Raw genomic sequence first — 21,375 nt, 5'->3', positions numbered from 1 at the left:
AAATTTTCCCGACGTTCCTCTTGTTGCCTGGATTGCTTTTAGTCGGCAATGCGCAGCAGATCGGTGAATTGCGCGAACTCTTCGTCGGGGGCGTGCTGCCTGAGCGATTCGATACTGCCGTAGCCCCAGGTCACGGCGCCGAAGGCGACACCTTCCTGGCGGGCGGCTTCGAGGTCGGTGATCTGGTCGCCGATGTAGATCGCCTCGCTGGCAGGAACGCTGGTTTGGCGCAGGATCTTGCGGATGCGGCAGGCCTTGCCGAAGATCGACATGCCGCATTCGAGATGGCTGAGCAGGCCGATGTTCGCGGCGCCCAGAATCCGCTCGACGTTGTCTCGGGCGTTCGAGCTGACCAGCGCCAGCCGGATTTCCGCCTGCGCCAGTTGCTGCAGTACCGCGTCGACATTGGCAAAGAGCGGCGTCGCCTGCGGGTTCTGCTGCATCAGCGCCATGAAGCTTTGGGCGACGACAGGCAGTTTCCAGGCCGGCAGGTCGAGATGTCGCATCATTTCGCGGGCGCTGCAGTGGCGAAAGGCGGGCACGGCGTCGAGGTCGATCGGCTTGAAAGCATGGCGCTCGGCCAGCCGGTTGATGACACTGAGCAAGAAGGGCAGCGAGTCGGCCAGCGTGCCGTCGAAGTCGAAGATGGCGAGCCGGTATTTCATTGCTCGGCGCCCAGTGGCAGCGCAAAGAAACGGGTGCCCGGCACCGGGTTGACGTAGTAGGGCGCCGTCTCCTCAAAGCCGAGGCGTTCGTATAGCTGCTGGGCGACCGTGGTTTGCGGCACGGCATCGAGAATGAGCCGCCGCACGCCGAGTTGGCGGGCGTGTTCGATCAGCGCGGCGATCAGCTTTTCTCCCAGGCGCTGGCCGCGAAATGCCGGCCGGACATAAAGCCGTTTTACTTCGGCCGTCTGCTTGGCGTGCTGCAACAGGCCGACGCAACCGGCGATCGTCTGTGCCGAGTCAGCGATCAGGAAAAGGCCGCTGGGCAGCGTGAAGCGTGCGTCGAAGCGGGCCATTTCCTCGGCGAAGCCGCGGTAGGAGAGGTCCATGTCCAGCCAGGCGACGTACTCGCGAATGACCGATTGCAGCGCTTCACTGTCGGCGGGGAAAGCGGCGGTGCGGATGTGCATGGAAATGGCGGCAGGTTGGTGTTTTCACGGGAGGTAGACAATAGCCGAGCCCGGTCGGGCAGGGAACGTCAGACAGCCGCCCGGGCCGGCCCGCTTGCGCTAAAATCCTGCCCCTTGTCGTGTTCCTGATGCCGTTTTCGATGTCGCGTTTCACCATTGCTCCGCTTTTTTCCAACGCCCCGCCTTACTTCGTCTGGCTGCTGATCTGGCGCGCGCTGTGGGCCTGCATGGCCTTGGTCGTTGTCGTCAAACGGCCGGTCGATGTGCCCTTGCTGGTCGCCCTGAGTTTTCTGGCCGGACTGCTGATGATGGGCGAGGCGGCCTACCGCAGCAAGGTGTATCTGGAGCAGGAAAGACTACGCAAGGAACGCGACCGCGAACTGCGCGAGCAGCGGGCGGAAGAAGCCCGCCAGCGTCTGGAGGCCTTCAGGGAGGCGCAGCGCGATGCCGATAGTAAATACATGAACCTCGATCTCGACGAGATCGATGAGCCGGCGGCCGATATGCGGACGGAGGCAGCTGGCGGGATGTCAGCCAAGGATTTCGAACTGGCGACCATGGCACGCGACAGCGGAGCCGCTTCGCCCAGCCGCCCCAGCCCATCTGCCCCGACCAGCCTCGCAGCCTGAGCATCGGTCGCCAAGGGGCCGAAAAAGCCCTGTTTTTCACGGTCCACCGCAGCGTTGCCCGGGGTGGCTGGCCATTGCCTTGCCGGCTCCGACGTCGCCAAATGCTGGCCGGGCGGGTAAGGCAAGTGTCGGAAATCCGATGGCTGGCCAAGGCGGTGTGACGGAATTTCGGCGACTTTGATGGTCGCGGCTTTTCAAAAGGCAATAGAATCAACGGCAATTCGTTCGTAATCGAGCTGGCTCAGGCTGGCACGGCATCTGCATAGTAATTGGCACCGAAGCCACTCAGCGGCTTCTTCCCCAACACAGGAGATGACATGAACCGATTTGCCGTTGTTGCCGCACTCGCCGCCGTCCTGAGCTCCGCCGCCGTCATGCCGGCCCAGGCCCAGGAGTCGCTGACCCTCAAGAAGATCAAGGACACCGGCACGATCACGCTGGGTCACCGTGAATCCTCGATTCCGTTTTCCTACTACGACGACAAGCAGCAGGTCATCGGCTACTCGCACGAACTGATGCTGAAAGCCGTCGAAGGCATCAAGAACGAACTGAAGCTGGCCAAGATCGACACCAAGCTGATGCCGGTGACCTCGGCCAACCGCATCACGCTGGTCCAGAACGGCACCGTCGACATCGAATGCGGCTCGACCACCAACAACCTGGAGCGCCAGAAGCAGGTCGGCTTCTCGACGACCATCTTCGTCATCGGCACCAAGCTGATGGCCAAGAAGGACTCGGGCATCAAGGACTTCGCCGACCTCGCCGGCAAGAACGTCGTCACCACCGCCGGCACCACCTCCGAGCGTCTGCTGCGCAAGATGAATGAAGAGAAGAAGCTGGGTATGAGCGTCATTTCCGCCAAGGACCACGGCGAAGCCTTCCTGACCCTGGAAACCGGCCGTGCCGTCGCCTTCATGATGGACGATGCGCTGCTCTACGGCGAAATGGCCAAGGCCAAGAAGCCGGCCGACTGGGTCGTCGTTGGCACCGCCCAATCGAAGGAAGCCTACGGCTGCATGCTGCGCAAGGACGACCCGGCCTTCAAGAAGGTGGTCGATGCAGCGCTGACCAAGGCGATGACCTCGGGCGATGCTGAAAAGATCTACGCCAAGTGGTTCATGGCGCCGATTCCGCCGAAGGGCCTGAATCTGGCGATGCCGCTCTCCGATGACATGAAGGCGCTGTACAAGGCCCCGAACGACAAGGCTTTCGAATAAGCAGCAGCACCCGGTCGCCGGCCCGCCGGGCTGGCGACTGCCTTCCCCAAGGAGATCAGTCATGTTGAACCGCCTTCTTTCCCGTTGTCTGCTGGTCGCGGCCGGCTTTCTCGCCGCCGTGCCGGCTTTTGCCGACAAGCCGAACGTTGTCATTCTCGCCACTGGCGGCACGATCGCCGGAGCCGGCGCCGATGTCGCCAAGAGCGCCACCTACCAGGCCGCCAAGGTGCCGGTCGACAAGCTGATCGCCGGAATTCCGACACTCGGCGATGTCGCCCAGGTGCGCGGCGAGCAGGTCTTCCAGATCGCTTCCGAAAGCTTCACCAACGAACACCTGGTCACCCTCGGCAAGCGCGTTGCGGCACTGGCCAAGCAGCGTGACGTCGATGGCATCGTCGTCACCCACGGTACCGATACGCTGGAAGAAACCGCCTATTTCCTCAACCTCGTCGTCCATACCGATAAGCCGGTCGTCGTTGTCGGCTCGATGCGGCCGGGCACGGCGATGTCGGCCGACGGCATGCTCAACCTGTTCAACGCGGTCAATGTCGCGGCCAGCCAGGATGCGCGCGGCAAGGGCGTGCTGGTGACGATGAACGACGAGCTGAACAGCGGTCGCGACGTCTCCAAGATGGTCAATATTAAGACCGAAGCCTTCAAGAGCCCGTGGGGCCCGCTCGGCATGGTGGTCGAGGGCAAGAACTACTGGTTCCGCCTGCCGGCCAAGCGCCACACGCTGAATTCCGAATTCGACATCGACAAGATCGAAACCCTGGCCCCGGTCGAAATCGCCTACGGCTACGGCAACGTCGGCGATACCGCCTACCACGCGCTGGCCGACAAGGGCGCCAAGGCGATCATCCACGCCGGGACCGGCAACGGTTCGGTGAGCAACCGCGTCGTGCCGGCCCTGCGCGAACTGCGCAGCAAGGGTGTGCACATCATCCGTTCCTCGCACGTCAATGCCGGCGGTTTCGTGCTGCGCAATGCCGAACAGCCGGACGACCAGTACGACTGGCTGGTCGCCCATGACCTGAATCCGCAAAAAGCGCGCATTCTGGCGGCGGTGGCACTGACCAAAACGAACGACAGCAAGGAACTGCAGCGCATTTTCTGGGAATACTGAGCAAGGGCAGGAGCAAGGGGAATGACTTGGCAAAACGAGTTAAAAGGAGGGGTTGAACTATGAATTACCAATGGAACTGGGGTGTCTTCCTGCAGCCGAGCGCAAGCGGCGACGACACCTACCTGGGCTGGATGTTTGCCGGCTTCAAGATGACCATCGGGCTGTCCTTGAGCGCCTGGGTGATTGCCTTGCTGCTCGGGGCACTGGTTGGTGTCCTGCGGACCGTACCGAACAAGGTGCTGGCCGGCTTCGCCACCGCCTATGTCGAAATGTTTCGCAACGTGCCGCTGCTCGTGCAGCTCTTCATCTGGTACTTCGTGCTGCCGGAACTGCTGCCGACCAGTATCGGTGACGCCTACAAGCAGACCAATCCGGTGATGCAGCAATTCCTCGCCTCGATGGTCTGCCTGGGGCTGTTTACCAGCGCGCGGGTAGCGGAGCAGGTGCGGGCCGGCATCAATTCGCTGCCCCGCGGCCAGAAGAACGCCGGCCTGGCGCTCGGCTTGACGCTGCCGCAGACCTACCGCTTCGTGATGCTGCCGATGGCTTTCCGCCTGGTCGTGCCGCCGCTGACTTCCGAGTTCCTCAACATCTTCAAGAACTCCGCCGTCTGCTCCACCATCGGCCTCCTCGAACTGGCTGCCCAGGGCCGCCAGCTAGTCGATTACACGGCGCAGCCCTTCGAGTCCTTCATCGCCGTGACGCTGTCCTACATCATCATCAACGTCACCGTGATGACCCTTATGCACAAGTTCGAGCGGCGCATTTCGGTGCCCGGCTATATCGGAGGCAAATAACATGTACGAATTCGACTGGTCTTCGATTCCCGGCGCCTTGCCCTTCCTCTGGGACGGCATGAAGGTCACCCTGGTCATCACCGCCCAGGCCGTGCTGATCGGCATCGTCTGGGGCACCCTGCTGGCCATGATGCGACTGTCGCCGATCAAGGCGCTGTCCTGGTTCGCCGCCGGCTATGTCAACCTGTTCCGCGCCGTGCCGCTGGTCATGGTGCTGCTCTGGTTCTTCCTGATCGTGCCGGAATTTGTCGGGCAACTGTTCAACATTCCACGCGGGACGGACATGCGTTTGTCTTCGGCCATGGCTGGTTTTGCGCTGTTCGAGTCAGCCTATTACTCGGAAATCATCCGGGCCGGCATCCAGAGCGTGCCGAAGGGGCAGATTTCTGCGGCGTCGGCACTGGGCATGAACTACGGCCAGGCCATGCGCCTCGTCGTGCTGCCGCAAGCCTTCCGCAACATGGTCCCGCTGCTGCTGACGCAAGGCATCATCCTGTTCCAGGATACCTCGCTGGTCTACGTCTCGGCGCTGGCCGACTTCTTCGGTGCCGCCTACAAGGTCGGCGACCGCGACGGTCGACTGGTTGAAATGCTGCTTTTTGCCGGCGTCGTCTATTTCGTCATTTGCTTCTCCGCCTCGCAACTGGTGAAGCGCCTCCAGAAAAAATATTCCACGGCCTGAGCGCCAGTCTCAAGGAGAAATCCCATGATCAAGATTGCAAACGTCAGCAAACATTACGGCAGCTTCCAGGTCCTCACCGATTGCAGTACCGAAGTCAGCAAAGGTGAAGTGATCGTCGTCTGCGGCCCGTCCGGTTCCGGCAAATCGACGCTGATCAAGTGCGTCAATGGCCTGGAGCCGTTCCAGTCCGGCGAAATCATCGTCGATGGCACCTCGGTCGGTGATCCGAAGACCAACCTCTCCAAGCTGCGTGCCCGGGTCGGCATGGTCTTCCAGAACTTCGAGCTGTTTCCGCACATGAGCATTACCGAGAACCTGGCCATCGCCCAGGTCAAGGTGCTCGGCCGCAAGCAGGACGAGGCGATCGACAAGGGCCTCAAGCTGCTCGACCGGGTCGGCCTCAAGGCGCAGGCCCACAAGTTCCCCGGCCAGCTTTCCGGCGGCCAGCAGCAGCGCGTTGCGATCGCCCGGGCGCTGGCCATGGACCCGATCTGCATGCTGTTCGACGAGCCGACCTCGGCGCTCGACCCGGAAATGGTCAATGAAGTGCTCGACGTAATGACTGAGCTGGCCAAGGAAGGCATGACCATGATGTGCGTGACGCACGAAATGGGTTTCGCCAAGCGCGTCGCCAATCGCGTCATCTTCATGGACCAGGGCCGCATCGTCGAAGACGACAGCAAGGAAGAATTCTTCGCCAATCCGCGTTCGGAAAGGGCGCAGCAGTTCCTGGCCAAGATCCTGCACCACTAATAACGATTAGATCAGACGAGGAGACACCATGAGCCACACCAAGAAGACCGATACCGCCCAGCATCCAGAACCGAGCGGCCTTTCCTTTCTCAACCCGGCGGCGCCCGAACCCTGGGCCAGCTTCATCGAGCAGATCGACCGCGTCGCCCCGCACATGGGCGCGTTGTCCAAGTGGGTCGATACCCTGAAGCATCCGAAGCGGATCCTGGTCGTCGATGTGCCGATTCATCGCGATGATGGCACGGTCGCCCACTACGAGGGCTACCGCGTCCAGCACAACCTGTCGCGCGGACCGGGCAAGGGCGGCGTGCGCTTTCACCCGGCGGTGACGCTCAATGAAGTGATGGCGCTGTCGGGCTGGATGACGATCAAGAACGCCGCGGTCAACCTGCCCTACGGTGGTGCCAAGGGCGGCATCCGGCTCGACCCGCGGGCGCATTCGCGCGACGAACTGGAGCGCATTACCCGCCGCTACACGTCGGAAATCGGCGTCATCATCGGGCCGGGCAAGGACATTCCGGCGCCCGATATCGGCACCAACGAGCAGACCATGGCCTGGATGATGGACACCTACTCGATGAATGTCGGCTCGACGGCGACCGGCGTCGTCACCGGCAAGCCGATTTCACTGGGCGGCTCGCTCGGCCGCCACGAAGCGACCGGGCGCGGCGTCTTCATCGCCGCCCGCGAAGCCGGCCGCCGCAGCCATGTGCCGATCAAGGGGGCGCGCGTCGTCGTTCAGGGCTTCGGCAATGTCGGCGGCATCGCCGCCCGCATGTTCCATGAAGCCGGGGCGACGGTCATTGCCTTGCAGGATCATTCGGCAACTATTGGCAACGAAGCCGGCATCGACATTCATGCCGCACTTGCCTACTCAGCCAGCACTGGCGGGTTGAAGGGTTTCCCGGGGGCGAGTCCGCTGTCGGTTGACGACTTCTGGCTGATCCCGTCCGATTTCCTGGTGCCGGCCGCGCTCGAAGGGCAGATCCTGCCCGAGCGGGCCGCCACGATCAAGACGCGGATCGTCGTCGAGGGCGCCAATGGCCCGACCACGCCGGCCGCCGACGACATCCTGCGCGACCGCGGCATCCTCGTTGTGCCGGACGTGCTGGCCAATGCCGGCGGTGTCACGGTGTCGTATTTCGAGTGGGTGCAGGACTTCTCCAGCTTCTTCTGGAGCGAGGAAGAGATCAACAGCCGCCTCGAACGGATCATGGTCGGCGCCTTCGAAGCGATCTGGGAGATGGCCGACGAACGCAATGTCTCGTTGCGCACGGCGACCTTCATCATTGCCTGCCAGCGGGTGCTGGCAGCCCGCGAGCAGCGCGGCTTGTATCCCTGATCCGCAGCCAGGATCGATCCGGCTTGCCCGTGGTCGATCCTGGGCGCAGCGCCTGCGGGCGCTGCCGATTGCCCCCAGCGCCAGCCTGAGCGGGGCAATGCCCGGTTTGGCCCAGGGCAAACCGGCCTCATGAACACTTGGAGTTTTTCCCTATGAAAGCGCTATTCCGTCTCGGCATCGGCCCGCAACTGGCGATGGCGTTTGCCGTCATTGTCGGCCTGTTCGTCATCGTCGCCGGCTGGACGACCTTCAGCCTGAACCGGGTCGAGGCGGCAGCCGAGCGCATCGCCAACGTCTCGCTCGCCAAGGACGGGCAGATCGCCGAACTGGCCTATGCCAATGCCGGCATGCGCGAAAGCGTCCGCAACAACATCATCTTCACCGACGGCGAAGTGATGAAGGCCGAAGCCGAACGCTATGAGCGGGAAAAGGCGCGTTTCTTCGCTGCCCTCGGCGGGCTCGAAAAGCTGGCGGTCGACCATGCCGAAACGGGCGAAAGTGAACTGCTGCAACGCATCCGGCAGCAGGCGACGGTCGCCTTCGCGGCTCAGGACAAGGCGATGGGCGAGGCCATGCAATTCCTCTCCGCCGTCGCCATGGGCATCCTGCAGCAGGAGGCCTTGCCACGCATGCAGGCGCTCGAAGCCAGTATCGACCAGGCGCGCCATCTGATGCAGACGCAGAGCCGCGAACGGGCCGCCGACATTGTCGCCGAAGCGGCCCGCACCAGCCGCCTGACCCTGATGCTGGCGGTCGCCGCGGCGCTGGTCGCCGGCATTCTCGGCTTTCTGTTGACCGGCGGCGTCCGCCGGCCGCTCGAAGCCGCTGCCCAACTGATGGAAAGCGTCGCCGCCGGCGACCTGACGCAGCGCATCGAGCCGAACGGCTGTGCCGAAATCCGCCGCCTGCAGGCGGCGGCGATGAAAACCACCCAGTCGCTGGCCGGCATTCTCGGCGCCATCCGCCAGGAAGCCGGGCAACTGAAAAACGCCGTCACCGCACTCTCCGGCTCGGCCGACGAAATGCGCGGCGGTTCCGAGGAGCAGGCAGTGGCCAGCGCCGCGATGGCTGAAACCCTGCAGACCATGTCGACCTGCATCAGCCATATCGCGACCCTGGGCCAGGAGGCGCAAAACCTGTCCGGCAAGGCCGGGCAACAGGCGGCCGGCGGCTGCCAGACGATCCAGACCATGGTCGATGAAATTCGCCAGATCGCCGGCCTGGTCACCGACTCGGCCGATACGGCGAGCACGCTGGGACGCGAGTCGGAACGCATTTCGGCGATTACCGCGGTGATCCACGACCTGGCCGACCAGACCAACCTGCTGGCTCTCAATGCCGCCATCGAAGCGGCGCGGGCCGGCGACAGCGGCCGCGGTTTCGCCGTGGTCGCCGACGAGGTCAGGAAGCTGGCCGAAAAGACCACCACCTCGGCCAGTCAGATCGCCGCCATGGTCAGCGCCATCCAGAGCGGGGCGCGCTCGATGGCCGAGCACATGCAGCGTTCGGTCAGCCGCGTCGACGAGGGGCTGCGCATGGCCTGCGCCGCCGGCGAGTCGATGAGCGCCATCGAAAACAGCAACCGCCATGTCGCCCGCGTTATTGACGAAGTGTCGTCCAGCCTGCGCCAGCAGTCGTCCGGCGGCGAGGATGTCGCTGCCCGCGTCGAGCGTATCGTCCAGATGATCCACGAAAACAACCGGGCCACCGCCAACATGGCGACCACGGCACGCCAGCTGGACGGTCTGGCGACCAGCCTCGAATCGGGCATCGCCCGTTTCCGGACGGCTTGAGCATGGCCACCCCGATCATCGTCCGGCCGGCCGCGGCGGCTTTTGTACTGGCTGCGCTCCTGGCCCTGCCGGCCGCGCCGGTGCAGGCCGAGACGACGCTGCAGCGCATTGCCCGGACCGGCACCGTGGTTATCGGCTACCGCGAGTCGTCGATGCCTTTTTCCTACGTGTACGATGGCCAGCGGCCGGTCGGTTATGCCATCGATCTCTGCCGCCGCCTGGTCGGTGCCATCGGCAAGCAGCTCGGCCGCGAGCCGAAGACGGAGTACCGGCCGGTCACCTCGGCCAGTCGGCTCGATGCCGTGGCGGGCGGCCAGGTCGATCTCGAATGCGGCAGCACGACCAACAACGCCGAGCGGCGAGCCCGCGTCGCCTTCACGGTGCCGCATTTCATTACCTCGACCCGTTTCATGGTCGGCCAGGATTCAGGCATCAGCGGTCACGCCGACCTGCACCGGGCGACCGTCGTCACGACACGCGGCAGCACGGCGGAAAAGCTGTTCGCCGACCTGCATCTGCGCTCGAAGCTGGAAATCGCCCCCGATCATGCCGCCGCCTTCGCCATGCTGGCGGCCGGCAAGGCCGACGCCTTCATGATGGACGATGTGCTGCTGGCCAGCCTGCGGGCCGGGGCCAAGGCGCCGGAGCGCTATCGCATCCTCGACGACAGCTACCGTGTCGAGGCGCTGGCCATCATGCTGGCGCGGGACGATGCCGAGTTCAAGGCGCTGGTCGATAACGAGATGAAGCGGCTGATCGGCAGCGGCGAAGCGACCACCCTCTACCGCAAGTGGTTCGAGCAGCCGATTCCGCCGCACGGCATCGACCTGCACTGGCCGATGGGGCGCCTGTTGCGCAATTCCTTCCGCTTCCCCAGCGATTGGGCGCCGGATTGAGGAGACGATGATGGATGAAAGTTTCAACCGGCTGCTGGTCAGCTTCTTTCTCGGCGGCCTGATCAGTCTGGCGACGATCACCAACCCGCTGTCGAAGATCCCGGTCTTCCTGACCCTGGCCGCCGACCTCGAGGCCGGCTCCGCGTCGCAGGAAGCGCGGCGGGCGTGTTTTTACGGTTTTTTGCTGTTGACCGGCGGACTGTTCGCCGGCGTCTTCATTCTCGAAGCCTTCGGCATTTCCTTCGGGGCGCTGCGTATAGCCGGCGGCCTGACCGTGGCGCTGATCGGCTACCGCATGCTGTTCGGCACCACCGATACCGCGCTGGTCGGCGGCAGCGGCAGTTTCGCCTTCTTTCCGTTGGCCATGCCGGGCATCGCCGGGCCGGGAGCACTGGCGACGGTGATCGGCATCTCCTCGGAAATCGCCGAACTGGCCGGCGGCATGCGCCGTCTGCTGGCCTATATCGCGACGGTGGCGGCGATCGCCGCGACCTGCCTGATCATCTGGCTGGTGCTGCGCTCGGCGCGCTGGGTGTCGCGCCGGCTGGGCAGCGAGGGGATCAACGTCGTCGCCCGGCTGACCGGTTTCCTGCTCATTTGCATCGGCGTCCAGTTCGTCGGTTCGGGCATCCGCAGTTTCATGGCCGGTGCCTGAGCGGCCGACCCCTGCGGTCGACGGCCCGGGCAGGGCAAAATTCGGCCGTACAATAGGCCCTTCCTGTCGCCGTCCCGCTCATGCCTGAATCCACCACCAGCCCTCCGGTCAGCCTGCCCAAACCGCACCGCGCCCTCGGCGTGGCGATCCTGCTGGCCGTCTTCCTGCTGGCCGGCCTGCTGACTTTCAAGATTTCCGAGAAGCAGGGCTTCAACCAGTTGCGCGACGAGGCCAGCCACCAGTTGGACATCCTGGCTGCCGCCATCGACAGCGAAGTGACGCGGCATGCTTCGATCCCCAGCGCCGTCGAGTTGAGCCCCGATGTCCGCGCCCTGCTGCGGGCGCCGCCGGAAGGGCAGGACGTGCTGCAGGCGGCGGCCAATCATTTCCTGCAAAAACTCAACGACCATCTCGGCGGGCCAGCCATCTTCGTGCTCGACACCCGGGGGCGGGTGGTCGCTTCCAGCGACTGGATCTTCTCCGACAACCTGCTCGGCGCCGACCTCTCCTACATGCCCTTCTTCCGCGGCGCCGTCAGCGGCACGCCGGAACGCCATTACGCGGTCGATGCGGTGCGCCACGAACCGGGCTACTTCTTCGCGCTGCCGATCCGCGACGAAACGCAGGACTGGAAGGTGATCGGCGTCGCCGTCGTCAAGTCCGGCATCCGTGAACTGGAACGGCGCTGGCTCGGGCAGGAGGCGCCGGCCCTGATCGTCGATAACAACGGCATCGTGCTGCTCGCCTCGCCGCCCGAGTGGCCCTATGCCACCTTGCAACCGCAAACGCCGGAAACCCTGGCCCGGATCAGCCGCGAGCAGTTTGCCGGGCAGCGGGTCGGCGCCGAATCGCTGGATATTTCGGTCGATGAAGCGCAGGAAGGCGCCGTCGTCCGCCTTGCCCGGCAGTCGCCGGCGGGTACCGCGCTGAGCGCGCTGCAAGGCAAGAAAACCTACCTGGCGCTGAGCCGCCATCTGCCGGGCACCGCCTGGCGGATCATCGTCTTCTCCGACCTGCGTTCGGTCGCCGTCCAGGCTTCGACCCATGCCGCGCTGGCGACGGCGGCGGTCGGTTGCCTGCTGTTGTGGGCGCTCTACCTCGGCCAGCGCCGGCGGGTGGCGCGCGGCCGGCGCGAGGCGCAGGCGATGCTGGAAAAGGCCAATCAGGAACTTGAACGCAATGTCGCGGCACGCACCGTCGATCTGTCGAATGCCGTCGAGCGCCTGCAGCGCGAAGTGGTCGACCGGCAGCGGGCCGAACAGACGCTGCGCGCCGCCCAGGACGAACTGGTCCAGGCCGGCAAGCTGGCCGTACTCGGCCAGATGGCGACCGGCATCACCCACGAGCTGAGCCAGCCGCTCGGCGCCATCCGCACGCTGTCGGCCAATGCGGTCGAGTTCATGCATCGCGGCGATCTGGCCACCGCCGAGAAGAATCTCGGCATCGTCGGCCAGTTGTCGGAGCAGATGGGCGGCATCATCAAGCCGCTCAAGACATTCGCCCGCAAGTCGCCGGCCGTGCCGGCGGCGGTCGATGTGGCGCAGGCGGTCGATGCGGCGCTTTTCCTGTTCGACCAGCGCCTGCGCAAGCAGGGGGTTGCGGTCGACCGGCAGATTGCGCCCAATTCGTGGATCGCCTGGTGCGACCAGAACCGCCTGCAGCAGGTACTGGTCAATCTGATCGGCAACGCCATCGACGCCATGGCCGACGAGCCGGAACGCCGGCTCAGCTTTTCGGTCGACCGGGCCAGTTCCGGCCAACTGGCGCTGGCGGTCAGCGACAGCGGCGTCGGTTTCTCCGAAAAGGCGCTGGAGCACCTGTTCGAGCCCTTCTTCACGACCAAGCAGCCGGGCGAAGGCCTCGGCCTCGGGCTGGCCATTTCGCGCGACATCCTGCGCGATTTCGGCGGCGACCTGCTGGCCGGCCCGGCCCCGGGCGGCGGGGCACGCTTTGTCGTGCTGCTGCCGCCGGTCAGCGCCGCCCCTACTTTCTCCCCTGAGCCGAGTTCGCCATGAAGCCCACCCTGTCCGTGCTGTTGATCGAAGATGATCCGAATGTCCGCCTCGGTTGCGAACAGGCGATGCAGCTGGCTGGCATCCCGGTCGAGGCGGTGAGCACCGCCGAAGAGGCGCAGCGGCTGCTCAAGGCCGATTACCCGGGCGTCGTCGTCACCGACATGCGGCTGCCCGGCCTGAACGGCATGGGGCTGCTGCGCTGGGTCAACCAGCTCGACCCCAACCTGCCGGTGATCATCATCACCGGCCACGGCGACGTGACCCTGGCTGTCGAGGCGATGCGCTGCGGTGCATACGATTTCATGCAGAAGCCGTTCTCGACCGGCGACCTGGTCGACGTCGTCCGTCGGGCGCTGGACAAGCGCGAACTGGTCCTCGAAGTCGAAGCCCTGCGCCGCCGGCTCGATCATCGTGACGATCTGGAGGCCCGGCTGATCGGCCGCTCGCCGCAGATGGCGCGGGTCCGCCAGTTGATCCTCGATGTCGCGAGTGCTGCGGTGGACGTGCTGATTTTCGGCGAAACCGGCACCGGCAAGGAAATGGTCGCCCGCTGCCTGCACGACCTGTCGGGGGCGCGCCAGGAAAACTACGTCGCGCTGAACTGCGGCGGCATGGCCGACAACCTGCTCGACAGCGAACTGTTCGGCCACGAGCCAGGCGCCTTTACCGGGGCGCAGAAACGGCGGATCGGCAAGATCGAGTACGCCAGCGGCGGCACGCTGTTCCTCGACGAGGTCGAGTCGATGCCGATGAACATGCAGATCAAGCTGCTGCGTGTGCTGCAGGAACGCGTCATCGAACGGCTCGGCTCCAACCAGCTGGTGCCGGTGTCGTGCCGGGTCGTCGCGGCGAGCAAGGAAGACCTCAAGCTGCTCTCCGATCAGGGAAAATTCCGGGCCGACCTCTATTACCGCCTGAATGTCGTTCGCATCGAACTGCCGCCGCTACGCGAGCGACGGGAGGACATTCCGGCCCTCTACGACGAATTCCTGCTGCAGGCCGCCAAGCGCTACAACCGGCCGCCGCCGGCGCTGACTTCGGATTACCTGCGTCGGCTGATGGCGCAGGACTGGCCGGGCAATATCCGCGAACTCAGGAATGCCGCCGATTGCCACGCCCTCGGCATCGGCCGCGATGCGGCGACGCCCGGCGTCGGCAACACGCCGCAGTCGCTGACCGAGGCGGTCGACAACTACGAGCGGGTGCTGATCGCCAACGAACTGGCCAAGCACGACGGCAACATCGCGCGGACCAGCGAGGCGCTGAAAGTCGCCCGCACTACCCTGCACGACAAGCTGAAGAAATACGGCTTGATCTGAGGGCCGCCCGCCGCTCTAGGCCAGCGCTGAGTTATTCAAATATGTCATTCCCGCGCAGGCGGGAATCCACAAAAATCAATGAACTGGATCCCCGCCTGCGCGGGGATGACGAATATTCCAGCGTCTCCCTGGCGTGGGCTGAACGCTCAGGAAACGCCGTCGTCGGCCAGCCCGTACTTGCGAATCTTGTCGTGCAGCGTGGTCTTGGCGACGACCAGCGCTTCGGCGGTACGGCCCAGGCTGCCGTGGCGGCGCAGCGCATCGGCGATCAGGGCGCGTTCGAAAGCTTCGACGGTCTCGGCCAGCGGCGTCGGGCCGTCCGCCGCCGGCTGGCCGAAGGGCGGTGAGCCGCTTTCGATGCCGAGCACGCAGCGGTCGGCGACGTTCCGCAGCTCGCGCACGTTGCCCGGCCAGGCATAGCCGACCAGTTGCCGGACCCGGCCGGCCGTCGTTTCCGGCACCGGCCGCTGGTGGCGGGCGGCAGCCTGGAGCAGGAAGTGCTCGAAGAGCAGCGGGATGTCCTCGCGTCGCTCGCGTAGCGGCGGCAGGGCCAGCGTGGCGACGCTCAGCCGGTAATAAAGATCGTTGCGGAAGCCGCCGCGGCCGGCCAGTTCGAGCAGGTCGGTCTTGGTCGCGGCAATGACGCGACAGTCAATGTTGAGCAGCGTGTTGGAGCCGAGCCGTTCCAGCGTCCGCTCTTGCAGCACGCGCAGCAGTTTGATCTGCATGCTCATCGGCATGCTCTCGATTTCGTCGAGAAACAGCGTGCCGCCGCTGGCATGCTCGATCTTGCCGATCCGCCGCTTGGCGGCGCCGGTGAAAGCGCCCGCTTCGTGGCCGAAGAGTTCGCTGTCGAGCAGGCTCTCGGCCATCCCGCCGCAGTTGATGGCGACGAAATTGGCATCCCGGCGTGCACTGGCTTCGTGCAGGCAGCGGGCGACCAGTTCCTTGCCGGTGCCGGTTTCGCCGTGAATGAGCACGTCGGCGGCGCTGCCGGCGAGGCCGACCAGCATCTGGCGCAGCTTCTGCATGCCTGGGGCGCGGCCGATCAGCTTGCCTTCAAGCTGGTCGCGCTGTTCCAGTTGGCGGCGCAGATCGCGCACCTCCAGCACCAGCCGGCGCTTTTCCAGCGCCCGACGGACGACCTCGACCAGGTATTCCGGCGGAAAAGGCTTCTGGATGAAGTCGTAGGCGCCGTCCTTCATCGCCTGCACCGCCATCGTCACGTCGCCGTGGCCGGTGATCAGCACCACCGGCAGTTCCGGATCGACGGCCAGCGTCTCGCGGAGGAAGGCCATACCGTCCATTTTCGGCAGCCGGATGTCGCTGACGATGATGCCGCGGTAGTCGTGGCCGAGCCGGCGGCGGGCCTGCTCGGCGCTGCCGACGCATTCGGTGGCGATGCCTTCGAGCTGCAGGGCTTGCTCGCAACCGAGGGCGACGTCCGGGTCGTCCTCGATGATCAGTACTTTCAGTGCTTCAGTCATGGCGTTCGGTCTCGTCGAGCAAAGGGAGTTCCAGCGTGAACACGGCACCGCCGTCCGGATGGTTGGCGCCGCTCAGCGTGCCGCCGAAATCGCGGACGATGCCGGCCGAGATGGTCAGCCCGAGACCGAGGCCGACGCCGGCCGCCTTGGTCGTGAAGAAGGGTTCGAAAAGATGGCTCAAGGCCGCCTCGTCCAGCCCCGGGCCGTGGTCGCGCACGCTCAGCCGGGCCTGGCCGTCGAGGCCGGCGCAGTCGAGTTCAATGCGCGGCGCCGGCTGGCCGTCCATCGCATCGAGCGCGTTGCCGATCAGGTTGATCAGCACCTGTTCCAGCCGGTTGGCGTCGCAGCGGGCGCGCGGTTCGGGCAGCGGGCAGTGGCGGACGACTTCGGCGCCGGCCTGGCTCAGTCGCGGCTCGAGCAGGGCGAGGGCGGCGTCCAGGGCATGGCAGAGGGCGACCGGCTGCAGCTGGCCGCTCGACTTGCGGGCGAAGGCGCGCAACTGGCCGGTGATCAGACCCATGCGGTCGACCAGTTGGGCGATGCGTTCGAGATTGGCCCGGGTGGTGGCGACATCGCCCCGTTCGAGAAAGCGAACGCCGTTGCCGGACAGCGTGCGCAGCGCGGCCAGCGGCTGGTTCAGTTCGTGGGCGATGCCGGTCGACAGTTGGCCGATCACCGCCAGCTTGCCGGCCTGGACCAGTTCGTCCTGGGCGGCGCGCAGCGTCCGTTCGGCCCGGATGCGCTCGGCGATTTCGTCCTGCAGCAGGTGGTTGGCGGCCGAGAGGTCGGCAGTCCGCTCGTCGACCTTGCGTTCCAGCTGGTCGTGCGCCTTCTGCAGCGCCTCGCGGGCAGCCAACCGGTCCTTCAGGTGGCGGCGCCGCTCATCGAGGGTCAGGCCGAGCATGAACAGGAAGGCGGCGCCGACAATGGCGACCATCGCCCGGCTCTGGGCGATCTCGTCGACCTGTTCGAGGTGGGAAAGGACGGTCAGCGTCCACGGCGTGCCGGGCAGTGGCCGGGATTGGGCCAGGAAACGGCCGGCCACCGGGTAGACCGAGACCATTTCCGGTCCCTTCTTGGCGATGCTGACCAGCCGGGCGCCATGGTCGAGTTCGGCGATTTCCTTCAGTTCGAGCGGCGTCAGGGCGCGCCGGTTGTATTGCTGGGTCTGGTCGAAGGCGCGCCGCGTCGTTTCGTCGAGCGGGCGCAGCGTGGTGAATTTCCAGTCGGCGACCGAGCCGAGGATGACGACGCCGTTCTCGTCGCTGACCATGGCCGGTGCCTCGACCGTGCTCCACGACTTTTCCAGCTGTTCCAGGCTGACCTTGATGACGGCGACGCCGAGCGTCCGGCTGTCGTCGGCCAGCGTCGAGGCGAGGTAGTAGCCGGGTTCGCCGCGCGTCGTGCCGATGCCGAAGAAACGGCCGTTGCCGCTGGCCATCGCCTCGCGGAAATAAGGGCGGAAGGAGAGGTCTTCGCCGATGAAACTGTCGGCCCGGCGCCAGTTGCTGGAAGCGACGACATGGCCGGCGGTGTCGATGACGTAGATCGACAGGGTGCCGGCGCGGTCGTTGAGCTGTTCGAGGTAGGCGTTGACCGAGGGCGCCAGCTTGTCGTCTCCCGGCCGCCGGAGCAGGTCGAGGACGTCGCGTTCGAGGCCGAGCGTGCCGGGCAGGAAGGCATATTTGCCGATTTCCCGCTCCAGGCTCGCGGTGTACAGGTCGAGGCGGTGCAGACCGGTCGCCTGCAGGTCGGCAAGGCCGAGTTGCTGGGCGACGCGGTGGGCGCCGAAGCCGCTCAGGCCCATCAGGACGACGAGGAGCAGGAGCATCGGCAGGTGGCGCAGGAAACGGCTGGGCATGGTCGGCCTATGTTAGAGGATTTCGACCAGTTGTTTGACGATCAGGATGGCGACGACGCCCAGGAAGGCCTGGCGGATGAAGCCGGCGCCGTGTTTCAGCGCAAGATGAGTGCCGAGGTAGGCTCCGGCCAGATTGCAGGCCGCCATGGTCAGGCCGATGGCCCACAGGATCGGGCCGTGGCTGGCGAAAAAGGCGATGGCCGACAGGTTGGTGGCGAAATTGATCACCTTGGCGCTGGCCGAGGCGCGGACGAAGTCCATGCCGAAGACGCGGACGAAGCCGAAGATCAGGAAACTGCCGGTGCCCGGGCCGAAGAAGCCGTCGTAGAAGCCGATCACCAGGCCGAACAGGGCGCCGCGCCAGAGATCGCCGGGGCGCGGTTTGTGCGTTTCTTCCTGGCCGAGGTTCTTGCGCAGGAAGGTGTAGATGGCGACGGCCAGCATCATGACGACGACCAGTGGTCGCATCGCTTCGCGCGGTATCCAGGCGACCACGGCGGCACCCAGCCAGGCGCCAACCAGCGCGGCGGCAGTGGCGGGCAGCACCAGGCGCCAGGGAATCCGCACGGCGCGGGCATAGCGCCACAGCGAGGCGCCGGTGCCGGCGATGCTCGACAGCTTGTTGGTGCCGAACAGCGTCGGGATGGCGGTTTGCGGGAAGGTGGAGAGCAGGGCCGGGATCTGGATCAGGCCGCCGCCGCCGACCGCTGCGTCTACCATGCCGGCAAAAAAGGCGGCGGGAGCGAGGATGAGCCAGTCGATAGTCATATTCTGAGAAAAAAAGGACCCGGTACCATTGGTACCGGGTCGTTAAAGATTCGGCAAGAGGGCTATGCCGAATACCAGAGGAAACTTGCGTCAGGCAGCGACCGGCACGATCCCGTCGTCGGGTACCGGCAGCGCTTCGTCAGCATCGGCCAGGGCATCGTCCACCGGGTCGATGGCGTTTTCCCACTTGGCGACGACGCTGGTGGCGATGGCATTACCCAGCACGTTGGTGACGGTGCGCCCCATGTCGAGGAAGTGGTCGATGCCGAGTACCAGCAGCAGGCCGGCTTCCGGCAGGTTGAACATGGGCAGCACGGCGGCGACGACGACCAGCGAGGCGCGCGGCACGCCGGCAATGCCCTTGCTGGAGACCATCAGCACCAACAGCATGGTGATCTGCGTCCCCAGGCTGAGTTCGATGCCGTAGGCCTGGGCCACGAACAGCGCGGCGAAGGTGGTGTAGATCATCGAACCGTCGAGGTTGAAGGAGTAGCCGAGCGGCAGCACGAAACTGGTGACGCGGTTCTTGATGCCGAACTTTTCAAGCTGTTCCATCAGCTTCGGATAGACCGACTCACTGCTCGCCGTCGAGAAACCGACCAGCATCGGGCCGCGCACCAGCTTGAGCAGGCGGAAGACATCCTTGCCGAGTACGAAGTAGCCGGCCGTGATCAGCAGCAGCCAGAGGGCGCCGAGGGCGAGGTAGAAGCTGATCAGCAGCTTGCCGAAGACGGTCAGCATGCCGAGGCCGTTGGTCGTGATGATGCCGGCGACGGCGCCGAAGACGCCGACCGGGGCGAAGCGCATCACGTAGTCGGTGACCTTGAGCATGACATGGACGATTTCTTCCATCGTGCACACCAGGCTGCGTGCCGTCTGGTTGTGCAGGTGGCCCAGCGCCAGGCCGAAGAAGACGGCGAAGACCAGGATCTGCAGGATTTCATTGGCCGCCATCGCTTCGAAGATGTTCTTCGGGAAGACGTGGGTGATGAAGTCCTTGAGGTTGAGGGCGCTGGTCTTCAGGTTCACCGCGCTGCCGACTTCCGGCAGCGGCACGGCGAGCGAGGCACCCGGCTGCAGCAGGTTGGCGAAGACCAGGCCGAGCAGCAGCGAGCAAAACGAGGCACCGACAAACCAGCCGAGCGCCTTGGCGCCGATCCGGCCGACCGTCTTCGAGTCGCCCATGCCGGCCAGGCCGGCGACCAGGGTGGCGAAGACCAGCGGCGCGATGATCATCTTGATCAGACGCAGGAAGATGTCGGTCAGGATGCCGAAGTAGCCGGCGATTTCCTTGGCTTCGGCGGGGCTGCCGGCCAGCGTGTTGCACGCGTAGCCGACAATGACGCCGAGCACCATGGCGATCCCGATCATCGTCGTCAGACGGTTCATTTTCATGATTTTTTCCTTGTTGTGTGCATTGAATGTGGTGCTGCCGCTCAGGCGGCCTGGGTCGGGATCATCTGCGGCCGGGTCAGCACTTCCGGGCGCAATACGTCGGCCAGTTGCTCGGGGCTCATCAGCTTGCGTTCAAGCACGATCTCGGCGACGCCACGGCCGCTGAGGTGGGCTTCGGCGGCGATTTCGGTGGCGTTGGCGTAGCCGATGTAGGGGTTGAGCGCGGTGACGATGCCGATCGAGCGCTCGACGCTGGCGCGCAACGTCTCGCGGTTGGCGGTGATGCCGTCGACGCAGTAGTCGGCCAGCGTCTTGCAGCCTTTGCCGAGGTGCAGCACGCTCTTGAACAGGCTGTGGGCGATGATCGGCTCGAAGGCGTTCAACTGCAGCTGACCGGCTTCGGCGGCGAAGGTGACGGTGGTGTCGTTGCCGATCACTTCGAAGGCGATCTGGTTGACCACTTCCGGGATCACCGGATTGACCTTGCCCGGCATGATCGACGAGCCGGCCTGGCGCGGCGGCAGGTTGATTTCGCCGAAACCGGCACGTGGACCGGAGGAAAGCAGGCGGAGGTCGTTGCAGACCTTGGACAGCTTGACGGCGACGCGCTTCAGTACGCCGGACAGTTGCACGAAGCTGCCGCAGTCCTGTGTCGCCTCGATCAGGTTGGGGGCGGTGACGACTGGCACGCCGCTGATTTCGGCGAGGCGGCGGCAGACCAGCGGGGCGTAGTCGGGGTGGGCGTTGATGCCGGTGCCGATGGCGGTGGCGCCGAGGTTCATCTCGCGGATCAGCAGCGCGGCTTCCTTGAGGCGCTCCTCGTCTTCGCCCAACATCACGGCGTAGGTCGAGAACTCCTGGCCGAGGGTCATCGGCACGGCGTCCTGCAACTGGGTGCGACCCATCTTCAGCACGTCGGCGAATTCCTCGGCCTTGCGCTCGAAGGCACGGCGCAGGTAGGCCATGGCATCGACTAGGCGGAAGATGCCGACATAGGTGGCGAGCTTCAACGCCGTCGGATAGACGTCGTTGGTCGACTGGCTCATGTTGACGTGTTCGTTCGGGTGCAGGTGCTTGAAGTCGCCCTTGGCATGGCCGAGGATTTCCAGCGCCCGGTTGGCGATCACTTCGTTGGCGTTCATGTTGGTCGAGGTGCCGGCCCCGCCCTGGATGACATCGACGACAAATTCCTGGTGCAGGCGGTTGTCGATCACTTCGTTACAGGCGGCGACGATGGCGTCGGCGCGCACGGCATCGAGCAGGCCGAGCTGCTGGTTGGCCTGGGCGGCGGCCTTCTTGATCTGGGCCAGGGCGCGGATCAGGTCCGGATAGACGGCGATCGAAATGCCGGTGATGTCGAAGTTTTCCAGCGCGCGCAGGGTGTGGACGCCGTAATAGGCCGCGGCCGGGATTTCACGGTCGCCGAGCAGGTCGTGTTCAATGCGGTGGGATGGCTGTGCGTTCATGGTGTCTCCAGTGTTGTGGCCGATCGGGTGTGGGCACAC

General features: G+C 65.1%; 19 protein-coding genes. 12 read left to right on the top strand and 7 right to left on the bottom strand.

What is annotated here, in order from left to right; all coding sequences use genetic code 11:
- Nucleotides 1–38: 38 nt before the first annotated feature.
- On the bottom strand, nucleotides 39–665 hold the full coding sequence (locus AT959_RS10270; RefSeq protein ID WP_066882880.1) for an HAD hydrolase-like protein: 627 nt from the start codon (nucleotides 663–665) through the stop codon (nucleotides 39–41).
- Nucleotides 662–1,135 (bottom strand): GNAT family N-acetyltransferase, encoded by a 474-nt coding sequence (locus AT959_RS10265; RefSeq protein ID WP_066882879.1) that lies wholly within the window; start codon nucleotides 1,133–1,135, stop codon nucleotides 662–664. The genes AT959_RS10270 and AT959_RS10265 overlap by 4 nt, the downstream gene beginning before the upstream one ends.
- Before the next feature lie 140 nt (nucleotides 1,136–1,275).
- On the opposite strand from AT959_RS10265, the gene AT959_RS10260 reads away from it, so the two are divergent.
- The 12 genes from AT959_RS10260 (at nucleotide 1,276) to AT959_RS10205 (ending at nucleotide 14,359) form a co-directional block, all read left to right on the top strand.
- Nucleotides 1,276–1,764, top strand: coding sequence for a hypothetical protein (locus AT959_RS10260; protein WP_157651270.1), 489 nt, complete (start codon nucleotides 1,276–1,278; stop codon nucleotides 1,762–1,764).
- 317 nt (nucleotides 1,765–2,081) lie between these two features.
- Nucleotides 2,082–2,981 carry a glutamate/aspartate ABC transporter substrate-binding protein gene (locus AT959_RS10255; RefSeq protein WP_083518328.1) on the top strand — a complete coding sequence of 300 codons (900 nt, stop codon included), beginning with the start codon at nucleotides 2,082–2,084 and terminating at the stop codon, nucleotides 2,979–2,981.
- 61 nt (nucleotides 2,982–3,042) lie between these two features.
- Nucleotides 3,043–4,107, top strand: coding sequence for an asparaginase (locus AT959_RS10250; RefSeq protein WP_083518327.1), 1,065 nt, complete (start codon nucleotides 3,043–3,045; stop codon nucleotides 4,105–4,107).
- A gap of 59 nt (nucleotides 4,108–4,166) precedes the next feature.
- A complete protein-coding gene (locus AT959_RS10245) occupies nucleotides 4,167–4,904 on the top strand; it encodes an amino acid ABC transporter permease (RefSeq protein WP_066882877.1) in 738 nt (245 codons plus the stop codon).
- A gap of 1 nt (nucleotide 4,905) precedes the next feature.
- On the top strand, nucleotides 4,906–5,586 hold the full coding sequence (gene gltK / locus AT959_RS10240; protein WP_066882876.1) for a glutamate/aspartate ABC transporter permease GltK: 681 nt from the start codon (nucleotides 4,906–4,908) through the stop codon (nucleotides 5,584–5,586).
- A gap of 24 nt (nucleotides 5,587–5,610) precedes the next feature.
- On the top strand, nucleotides 5,611–6,339 hold the full coding sequence (locus AT959_RS10235) for an amino acid ABC transporter ATP-binding protein (protein WP_066882875.1): 729 nt from the start codon (nucleotides 5,611–5,613) through the stop codon (nucleotides 6,337–6,339).
- Nucleotides 6,340–6,367: 28 nt separating this feature from the next.
- Nucleotides 6,368–7,681 carry a Glu/Leu/Phe/Val family dehydrogenase gene (locus tag AT959_RS10230; RefSeq protein ID WP_066882874.1) on the top strand — a complete coding sequence of 438 codons (1,314 nt, stop codon included), beginning with the start codon at nucleotides 6,368–6,370 and terminating at the stop codon, nucleotides 7,679–7,681.
- Nucleotides 7,682–7,833: 152 nt separating this feature from the next.
- Nucleotides 7,834–9,474 (top strand): methyl-accepting chemotaxis protein, encoded by a 1,641-nt coding sequence (locus AT959_RS10225; RefSeq protein ID WP_066882873.1) that lies wholly within the window; start codon nucleotides 7,834–7,836, stop codon nucleotides 9,472–9,474.
- A gap of 2 nt (nucleotides 9,475–9,476) precedes the next feature.
- On the top strand, nucleotides 9,477–10,370 hold the full coding sequence (locus tag AT959_RS10220) for an amino acid ABC transporter substrate-binding protein (protein WP_066882872.1): 894 nt from the start codon (nucleotides 9,477–9,479) through the stop codon (nucleotides 10,368–10,370).
- 10 nt (nucleotides 10,371–10,380) lie between these two features.
- Nucleotides 10,381–11,025 (top strand): MarC family NAAT transporter, encoded by a 645-nt coding sequence (locus AT959_RS10215; RefSeq protein WP_066882871.1) that lies wholly within the window; start codon nucleotides 10,381–10,383, stop codon nucleotides 11,023–11,025.
- Between the two features lie 80 nt (nucleotides 11,026–11,105).
- Nucleotides 11,106–13,040 (top strand): sensor histidine kinase, encoded by a 1,935-nt coding sequence (locus AT959_RS10210; protein ID WP_083518326.1) that lies wholly within the window; start codon nucleotides 11,106–11,108, stop codon nucleotides 13,038–13,040.
- Nucleotides 13,037–14,359: a sigma-54-dependent transcriptional regulator gene (locus tag AT959_RS10205; protein WP_066882870.1), complete on the top strand. Its 1,323-nt coding sequence runs from the start codon at nucleotides 13,037–13,039 to the stop codon at nucleotides 14,357–14,359. The genes AT959_RS10210 and AT959_RS10205 overlap by 4 nt, the downstream gene beginning before the upstream one ends.
- A gap of 146 nt (nucleotides 14,360–14,505) precedes the next feature.
- Here AT959_RS10205 and AT959_RS10200 read toward each other — a convergent pair whose 3' ends face one another.
- The 5 genes from AT959_RS10200 to aspA all read right to left on the bottom strand — a co-directional run bounded on the left by AT959_RS10200 (nucleotide 14,506) and on the right by aspA (nucleotide 21,336).
- Nucleotides 14,506–15,846: a sigma-54-dependent transcriptional regulator gene (locus AT959_RS10200; RefSeq protein WP_066882869.1), complete on the bottom strand. Its 1,341-nt coding sequence runs from the start codon at nucleotides 15,844–15,846 to the stop codon at nucleotides 14,506–14,508.
- A complete protein-coding gene (locus AT959_RS10195) occupies nucleotides 15,839–17,707 on the bottom strand; it encodes a sensor histidine kinase (protein WP_066882868.1) in 1,869 nt (622 codons plus the stop codon). Before AT959_RS10195 ends, AT959_RS10200 begins: the two co-directional genes overlap by 8 nt.
- A 12-nt stretch (nucleotides 17,708–17,719) precedes the next feature.
- Nucleotides 17,720–18,475 carry a sulfite exporter TauE/SafE family protein gene (locus AT959_RS10190; RefSeq protein WP_066882867.1) on the bottom strand — a complete coding sequence of 252 codons (756 nt, stop codon included), beginning with the start codon at nucleotides 18,473–18,475 and terminating at the stop codon, nucleotides 17,720–17,722.
- Nucleotides 18,476–18,565: 90 nt separating this feature from the next.
- Nucleotides 18,566–19,870, bottom strand: a complete 1,305-nt coding sequence (locus tag AT959_RS10185) for a dicarboxylate/amino acid:cation symporter (protein WP_066882866.1) — start codon at nucleotides 19,868–19,870, stop codon at nucleotides 18,566–18,568.
- A gap of 41 nt (nucleotides 19,871–19,911) precedes the next feature.
- Nucleotides 19,912–21,336, bottom strand: coding sequence for an aspartate ammonia-lyase (gene aspA / locus AT959_RS10180; RefSeq protein ID WP_066882865.1), 1,425 nt, complete (start codon nucleotides 21,334–21,336; stop codon nucleotides 19,912–19,914).
- Nucleotides 21,337–21,375 lie beyond the last annotated feature (39 nt).

Source organism: Dechloromonas denitrificans, from assembly GCF_001551835.1.
GTDB lineage: Bacteria > Pseudomonadota > Gammaproteobacteria > Burkholderiales > Rhodocyclaceae > Azonexus > Azonexus denitrificans.
The sequence above is the reverse complement of the archived record's forward strand: the minus strand, read 5'-3'. Positions and strand labels throughout refer to the sequence as shown.